At 70.8% G+C, this 6070-nt stretch carries 4 protein-coding genes and 1 tRNA gene; 3 read left to right on the top strand and 2 right to left on the bottom strand.

The window, feature by feature from the left end; all coding sequences use genetic code 11:
* Positions 1 to 43: 43 nt before the first annotated feature.
* Both FV233_RS17480 and FV233_RS17475 read left to right on the top strand, forming a co-directional pair.
* A tRNA-Met gene (locus FV233_RS17480) sits at positions 44 to 120 on the top strand.
* Positions 121 to 271: 151 nt separating this feature from the next.
* Positions 272 to 982 (top strand): FCD domain-containing protein, encoded by a 711-nt coding sequence (locus FV233_RS17475; RefSeq protein WP_147898215.1) that lies wholly within the window; start codon positions 272 to 274, stop codon positions 980 to 982.
* 17 nt (positions 983 to 999) lie between these two features.
* Here the strand turns inward: FV233_RS17475 and FV233_RS17470 are convergent, their stop codons facing one another.
* Positions 1000 to 1401, bottom strand: a complete 402-nt coding sequence (locus FV233_RS17470) for a GntR family transcriptional regulator (RefSeq protein WP_147898214.1) — start codon at positions 1399 to 1401, stop codon at positions 1000 to 1002.
* Positions 1402 to 1730: 329 nt separating this feature from the next.
* Here FV233_RS17470 and FV233_RS17465 point away from each other — a divergent pair, with 329 nt between their 5' ends.
* Entirely contained in the window at positions 1731 to 3848 is a 2118-nt protein-coding gene (locus tag FV233_RS17465) for a TonB-dependent siderophore receptor (RefSeq protein ID WP_246690013.1), read from the top strand.
* A gap of 61 nt (positions 3849 to 3909) precedes the next feature.
* Here FV233_RS17465 and FV233_RS17460 read toward each other — a convergent pair whose 3' ends face one another.
* Complete coding sequence (locus FV233_RS17460; RefSeq protein WP_147898212.1) at positions 3910 to 6051, bottom strand: helicase-related protein; 2142 nt, start codon at positions 6049 to 6051, stop codon at positions 3910 to 3912.
* Between the last annotated feature and the right edge of the window lie 19 nt (positions 6052 to 6070).

Raw genomic sequence — 6070 nt, 5'->3', positions numbered from 1 at the left:
GCCAACCAGCGCCAGCCAGCCCGGATCAGCCGCACAACCTTGGCGCGGGGTGGAGCAGCCCGGTAGCTCGTCAGGCTCATAACCTGAAGGTCACAGGTTCAAATCCTGTCCCCGCAACCAAATCCCTTCCGACCACCCGACCACCACCAAAAACCCGGCCCGCTCGCGCGGACCGGGTTTTTCGTGTTCGGGGCTTCGCTTGCCGCGCGAAGTGGTCGAAGAGATGGTTCAGAAGTCGGATGATCCCGCATCCCGGCATGAAGCTGAGCGCATGCCCTCCACCTTGAATCTGCCTCAGGCCGCCCGCCGCTCGCTGGTCGATTCAGCGATCGATCTCATCCGCACGCAGATCGAGACCGGCCGCTGGAAAGTCGGCGCGCGCATCCCGAAGGAGGCCGAACTCGCCGAGATGCTGCAGGTCGGGCGGAACACGGTGCGGGAGGCCGTGCGGGTTCTCTCCCACGCCAAGGTGCTGGAGGTGCGACAGGGGGACGGGACTTATGTCCGCCTCAACGTCGATCCGGCGGAGGTCATGCGCCGGGTCGCCCATGCGAGCCTGCGCGACCATTTCGAGTTGCGCGCGCTCCTCGAAACCGAGGCGGCCCGCCGGGCGGCGGCGCGGCGGAACGACGGTGACGTGGCGCGGCTCGAAGCCCTGCTGGAGGCGCGCGGGGAGCGTCCACAGGACGGGGACCTCGCCGGATTCATCGAGCGCGACATCGCCTTCCATGTCGCGGTCGCACAATGCGGCGACAACGCCGCCCTCGCGGAACTCTACCGGTATTTCGCCCTGTCGTTGCATGGCAGTACGAGCACGGCGCTCAGTGACGGGGCCCTGCCCGAGCCGGACCTCGCCGCCCACCGCCGGGTGGTCGATGCGATCCGGCAGCGGGACGAATCGGGTGCGGCGGACGCGGCCCGGGCGATCGTGGGCCCGATTCTCGATGCGCTGGGGCGTATCGAGACCGCCCCCGGGAGCTGAGCGCGCTGCGGCTCCGATCAGCCGGCCGCGCCCAGAGTCTGCCTGGCCAGTGCGACGGCTTCGCGATCGGTGGCGCATGCGGCCTGGGGTGTGCCGAACGCGCGGATCAAGCTGGGAAAGGCGGCTTCCAAGGCGTGGCGGCGCTCCGGGTCTGGCTCGACGACGATCAACGCGCGGCAGCACCCGCCCAGGGCTTCCTTGTTCCGCTTCAGCCAGAGGCCGCGCGCGACCCGGTCGTCATGCGCTTCGTCGTGCCGGCGTCCGTCATAGATCAGCACGAAGGGGTCGCCGCCTGCGAGCAACGCGTCCATCTCCCGGCACCAGACGGAGGCGTAGCCGGGCGGACGCACAGCGTCATTCCGCATCCGCACGATGGGAAAGTCGGAAACATCGTGGAGGGTGAACGTCGCGCGGTCCATGACCCCGGCTCCCTGGAATTCCGCTAAAAGATAGTTTGATCCAATCATCCTACCTTTGTTGACCGACGCGTACAACCGCCGTAGCGCTGGGCTCCCGAGCCAGGAGCCCGATCATGTCCCCGCGAACCCAGCACCCGCTCGCCCCCGCCACGCCTGTTCGAGAGGCGACCAGGCTGCCGCGCATTAAGGACTGCACCGTCGTCCTCGCCGTCGTCCTAAGCCTCTCCCCCGTACCTCTCCGCGCAGAGACGAAGCCGCCGTTCGGAGGGCCGTCCAGCCACGAGCCGCACACCGGCTCTGCCCCGCTGAACCCGGTGCGATCGGTACGCGTGGCCGTCCCACCGGGCGGCGAAAAGGATGCCGACATCGCGCTGCCCGTCCTTACGGTGACGCGACGCGGGATGACCGGAACGGATCCGGTCCCCGGACTCGTGGCCCGCATCTCGGCCACGGGTACCAAGACCGACACGCCCCTCATCGCGGTCCCGCAGGCGGTGTCTGTGATCCCCCGGGCGCAGATCGATCAGCAGGCCGCCCGGAGCGTCGGCGACAGCGTCCGCTACACGCCCGGGGTCTTCGCGGACACGCGGATCGGCGGCGTGCTGGAAAGCGTGTTCCTGCGCGGCTTCGGCGGGTTCGCCGCCGGCGCCACCAACCCGCAGGTCCTCGACGGCCTGCCGCTGGTCAAGGGCGGCAATTGGGCCGCACAGGTCATCGATCCCTCGACGCTGGAGCGCGTCGAGGTGCTGCGCGGGCCGGCCTCGGTACTCTACGGGCAGGCGAGCCCGGGCGGGATCGTCGCCATGGTCAGCAAGCGGCCGACCGAGCAGCCGTTCGGGGCGGTGACGCTCACCAGCGGCAACCGCAACCGCGCCGAGGCGGCCTTCGACATCGGCGGCCCGATCGGCGACGACGGCAGCCTGGCCTACCGCCTCAACGGCCTCGGGCGGCGGGTCGACACGCAGGTCGACTTTTCCCGGGAGCAGCGGGTCGTGCTCGCCCCGACGCTCGCGTGGCGGCCGGACGAGGACACGAGTCTCACCCTGCTGGGCTTCTACCAGAACGACCCGCACAACAACTTTTCGGGTTGGCTCCCGGCCGAGGGAACCCTGTTCCCCAACCCGGCCGGGCGAATCCGGCGCAGCTTCTTCCCGGGGGAGCCCGGGTTCGATGCTTACGACCGTCAGCAGGCCATGATCGGCTACGCCGTCGAGCACCGCTTCGACGCGACCTGGACCGTTCGGCAGAACCTGCGCTACGCTCATATCGATACGCGCTTCGAAGGCGCGGCGGTCAACTTCTTCGCCCCGTTCGGAGCGACGTCGCGCCTGCTCGAACGCTCGGCCTCCTGGTCGCGGGAGGCGGTGGACGGGCTATCCCTGGACAACCAGGCGCAGGCCGACTTCGCCACCGGGCCGATCGCCCACACCCTCCTGTTCGGGCTCGGCTATCAGGGCTCCCGGGCGGATACGGACGCCTCGGGCTTCGGCCCGGTGCCGCCGATCGACTTTGCAGCGCCGGTCTACGGCCGGCCCTTTGCGGTTCCGCCGGCCGCCCCGCGGACCCGGCAGGATTGGAACCGCGTCGGACTCTACGCCCAGGACCAGATGCGGCTGGACCGCTGGGTCCTCACGATCGGCGGGCGGCAGGACTGGTCCTTCCTCGACACCGCGAACCGCCTGAGCGCGCGGAATTCCCAACAGGACGACGCGGCCTTCACCGGTCGGGTCGGCGCGACCTACCTGTTCGACGGCGGCCTCGCGCCCTACGCCAGCTACGCGACCTCGTTCGAGCCGACCCTGGGCACCACCTTCGCGGGCGCGCCGTTCAAGCCGACCCATGCGCGGCAGACCGAAGCCGGGGTGAAGTACCAGCCGCCCGGCCTGGAGAGTTTTTTCGCGGTCTCGGGCTTCGACATCACCCAGGACAACGTATCCACCGCCGATCCGGCGCATCCGTTCTACAAAGTCCAGACCGGCGCGGTGCGCTCGCGCGGCATCGAGCTCGAGGCCCGCGCGACCCTGTCCGACAGCCTCGACCTGATCGGCGCCTATACCTACCTCGACACCACCGTGAGCCGGGACAGCAACCCGGCGCTCGTCGGCAAGCGCTTCGTGTCCGTGCCCGACCAGCTGGTGTCGCTCTGGGCGAACTATCGGTTCCCGGGCGGGCCGTTGGCGGGCCTCAGCCTCGCCGGCGGGATCCGCGCCATCGGCCGGAGCGCCGGCGACCCGGCCAACAGCTTCTCGGTGCCGGCCGTGACCCTGGTCGATGCGGCGATCCGCTACGAGCTCGGCGCCGCCGATCCGGGGCTGGCGGGCTGGCAGGTCTCGGTGAACGCCGCCAACCTGTTCGACCGGACCAGTGTCGCCTCCTGCTTCGCGGCGGGCGGCTGCTTCTACGGCAACGGGCGGACCGTCATCGCCAGCCTCGGCTACCGCTGGTGAGTTTTTAAGTCGTTATTTCGCATCATCCCGAAAGCCGGCAACCACCTTTCGGGATGATGCGCTACCGCGTGCCCGCCCGGCGGGTGCGGCGCTCGGCCTTGCGGGTCGCGGTCTCGCGCAGGTGCTGCTCGATGGCGTCGTTGGCGCGGCTGCGCATGTGCCGGATCGCCTCGACGTCGTCGAAGGTGTCGGGGAAGCGGCGTGACAGCCACAGGTAGGCGCTGGCCAGGCGGACGCTCCGCTCCTGGTAATCGAGTTCCCCGGTCAGGTTCGCCCGCAGGGCCGGGACCGTGGTGCCGGCCGCCCGAGCCTGGCTCCAGCGTTCGAGCATGCCCATGGCGATCTCGTCGCGCCGGTTGATCGGGCAGACCGAGAAGGCGAACTTTTCCTCGATCGGCAGCCGCGCCCGGTCGACCACCCGCGCGACCTCCAGGATCTCCTCCAGGGCCGAGGGCTGGAACGGCGAGCCGGCGTAGAAGGTCGCCCGGGCAAAATGGGTCAGCACCTCGTGGAGGCTGTGGGTCTGCATCTCCGCGGCGACGGAGCGGATCGCGCCGAGATCCGGCCGGACGAAGAAGCGCGTGTCGGCCGCCGGCGCCGTGGGAGCGCCCGACAACGCGACCCGGATCGGCTCGACGGCGATCGCGTCCGTCGCCGCCACGTAGCCGACCTCCTGGTGGCCGTAGCGGCCCGCCCGCCCGGCGATCTGGCGGATCTCGGAATTGGTCAGCCCGCGCTCCTTCACGCCGTCCCACTTGCGCACGGTCGAGAACACGATCCGCCGGAGCGGCCCGAGATTGAGCCCCATGCCGATCGCGTCGGTGGTGACCAGGACGTTGGCCTCGCCGGTGCGGAAGCGGGTGGCCTCGGCCCGGCGCACCTCCGGCGACAGGGCGCCGTAGATCGTCGCCACCCGGTGCCCGCGGGCGACCAGGATCTCGCGGTTCTCGTGCACGGCGCGGCGCGAGAACGCCACGACCGCGTCCCCCGGCTCGACCTTCTCCAGGGGCACCGCCTCGTCGAGCAGCAGCAGTGGCGACTTGCGGGTGAACGGGATCACCTCCAGCGACTCGCCCGCGGCCTCCGCGGCGCGGCGGACATACGACAGGGCGTCGTCGGAGCCGCACACGACCACGGTCCGGGCGGCCACGCCGAACAGCGCGTTGGTCCAGGCCCAGCCGCGGTCGGGATCCGACAGCATCTGGATCTCGTCGATCACCGCGACGTCGATCGGGCGGGTCAGGTCGGCGGTCTCGATGGTGCGGGCGGTGTGGGTCGGCTCGGGCTCGCCCAAGACCTCCTCGCCGGTGACCATCCCGGCCCGGAGCCCGCGCTCGCGCAGGGCCTCGTAATTCTCCAGGGCGAGCAGCCGCAGGGGCGCCAGGTAGGTGCCGGTCGGCGCCGCCGTCAGCATCTGCAGGGCCGCGTAGGTCTTGCCGGAATTGGTTGGGCCCATGTGGAACAGGATCCGCCGGTTCAGCCGGCGGGCGGCGGCGAAGCGCTCGATATAGGCACCGAACCCGACCTGATCGCGCAGGCGGCGCAGGCGCGAGCCCTCGCTCGCCACCGCCTTGGCGTGGCGGCGCACGGGGGTGAGCGCATCGACCAGGGCGCGTGCCAGCTTCGGCCCGTAGGCGAACACCCGGGACCGCAGCGACCGGTCCATGTGGGCGATGTAGGCGGCCGCATCGGCCCCGACCTCGCGCAGGTCCTGGATGATCTGCGCCCGCAGGCGCTCGACCGGCTTGCTCAAGCTGCGGACGGCCTCGGCCGCCCGCTCCGCCACGGCCGCCCGCAGGGCCTCGACCCGGTGGGCGGGATCGTTCCGGGCCGCCATGCGCGCCAGGATCTCGGCGGCGGCCGGGTCCGGGGCGATGTCGATCCGGAGGTCCATGCGGCCGTTGTCGAGCAGCGGGATCTCGATCCGGATGGTCCAGATCACCCGATGGTCCCGGGTGATCGCGGCCTTCAGGGTGGGGATGGCCTTCCGGACCGCCGGGACCCCGGTCTCGGCGAAGGCCCGGGCCCGCTGCCGGGCGCGCAACGCCTGGGCGACCCGCTCGTCCTCGACCTCGGCGCCGAAATCGGGCAGCTCGAGATCGGCGCGCAGGGTTTCCAGATCGACGGAATCCGGGGCGAGCCCGAGCCGCGCCACGGCCTCGGACAGATACGCGATCGTGGGGCGGAGACGCTTGCGCGCCATGAATTCACCTTCGGCAGCG

The sequence above is a fragment of the Methylobacterium sp. WL7 genome, from assembly GCF_008040085.1.
GTDB classification, from domain to species: domain Bacteria; phylum Pseudomonadota; class Alphaproteobacteria; order Rhizobiales; family Beijerinckiaceae; genus Methylobacterium; species Methylobacterium mesophilicum.
This window is presented reverse-complemented; position numbering and strand designations above follow the sequence as displayed.

Coding starts and splice junctions, on each gene's coding strand:
- FV233_RS17475 (WP_147898215.1), top strand. CDS start 272: ATGCCCTCCACCTTGAATCTGCCTCAGGCCGCCCGCCGCTCGCTGGTC.
- FV233_RS17470 (WP_147898214.1), bottom strand. CDS start 1,401: ATGGACCGCGCGACGTTCACCCTCCACGATGTTTCCGACTTTCCCATC.
- FV233_RS17460 (WP_147898212.1), bottom strand. CDS start 6,051: ATGGCGCGCAAGCGTCTCCGCCCCACGATCGCGTATCTGTCCGAGGCC.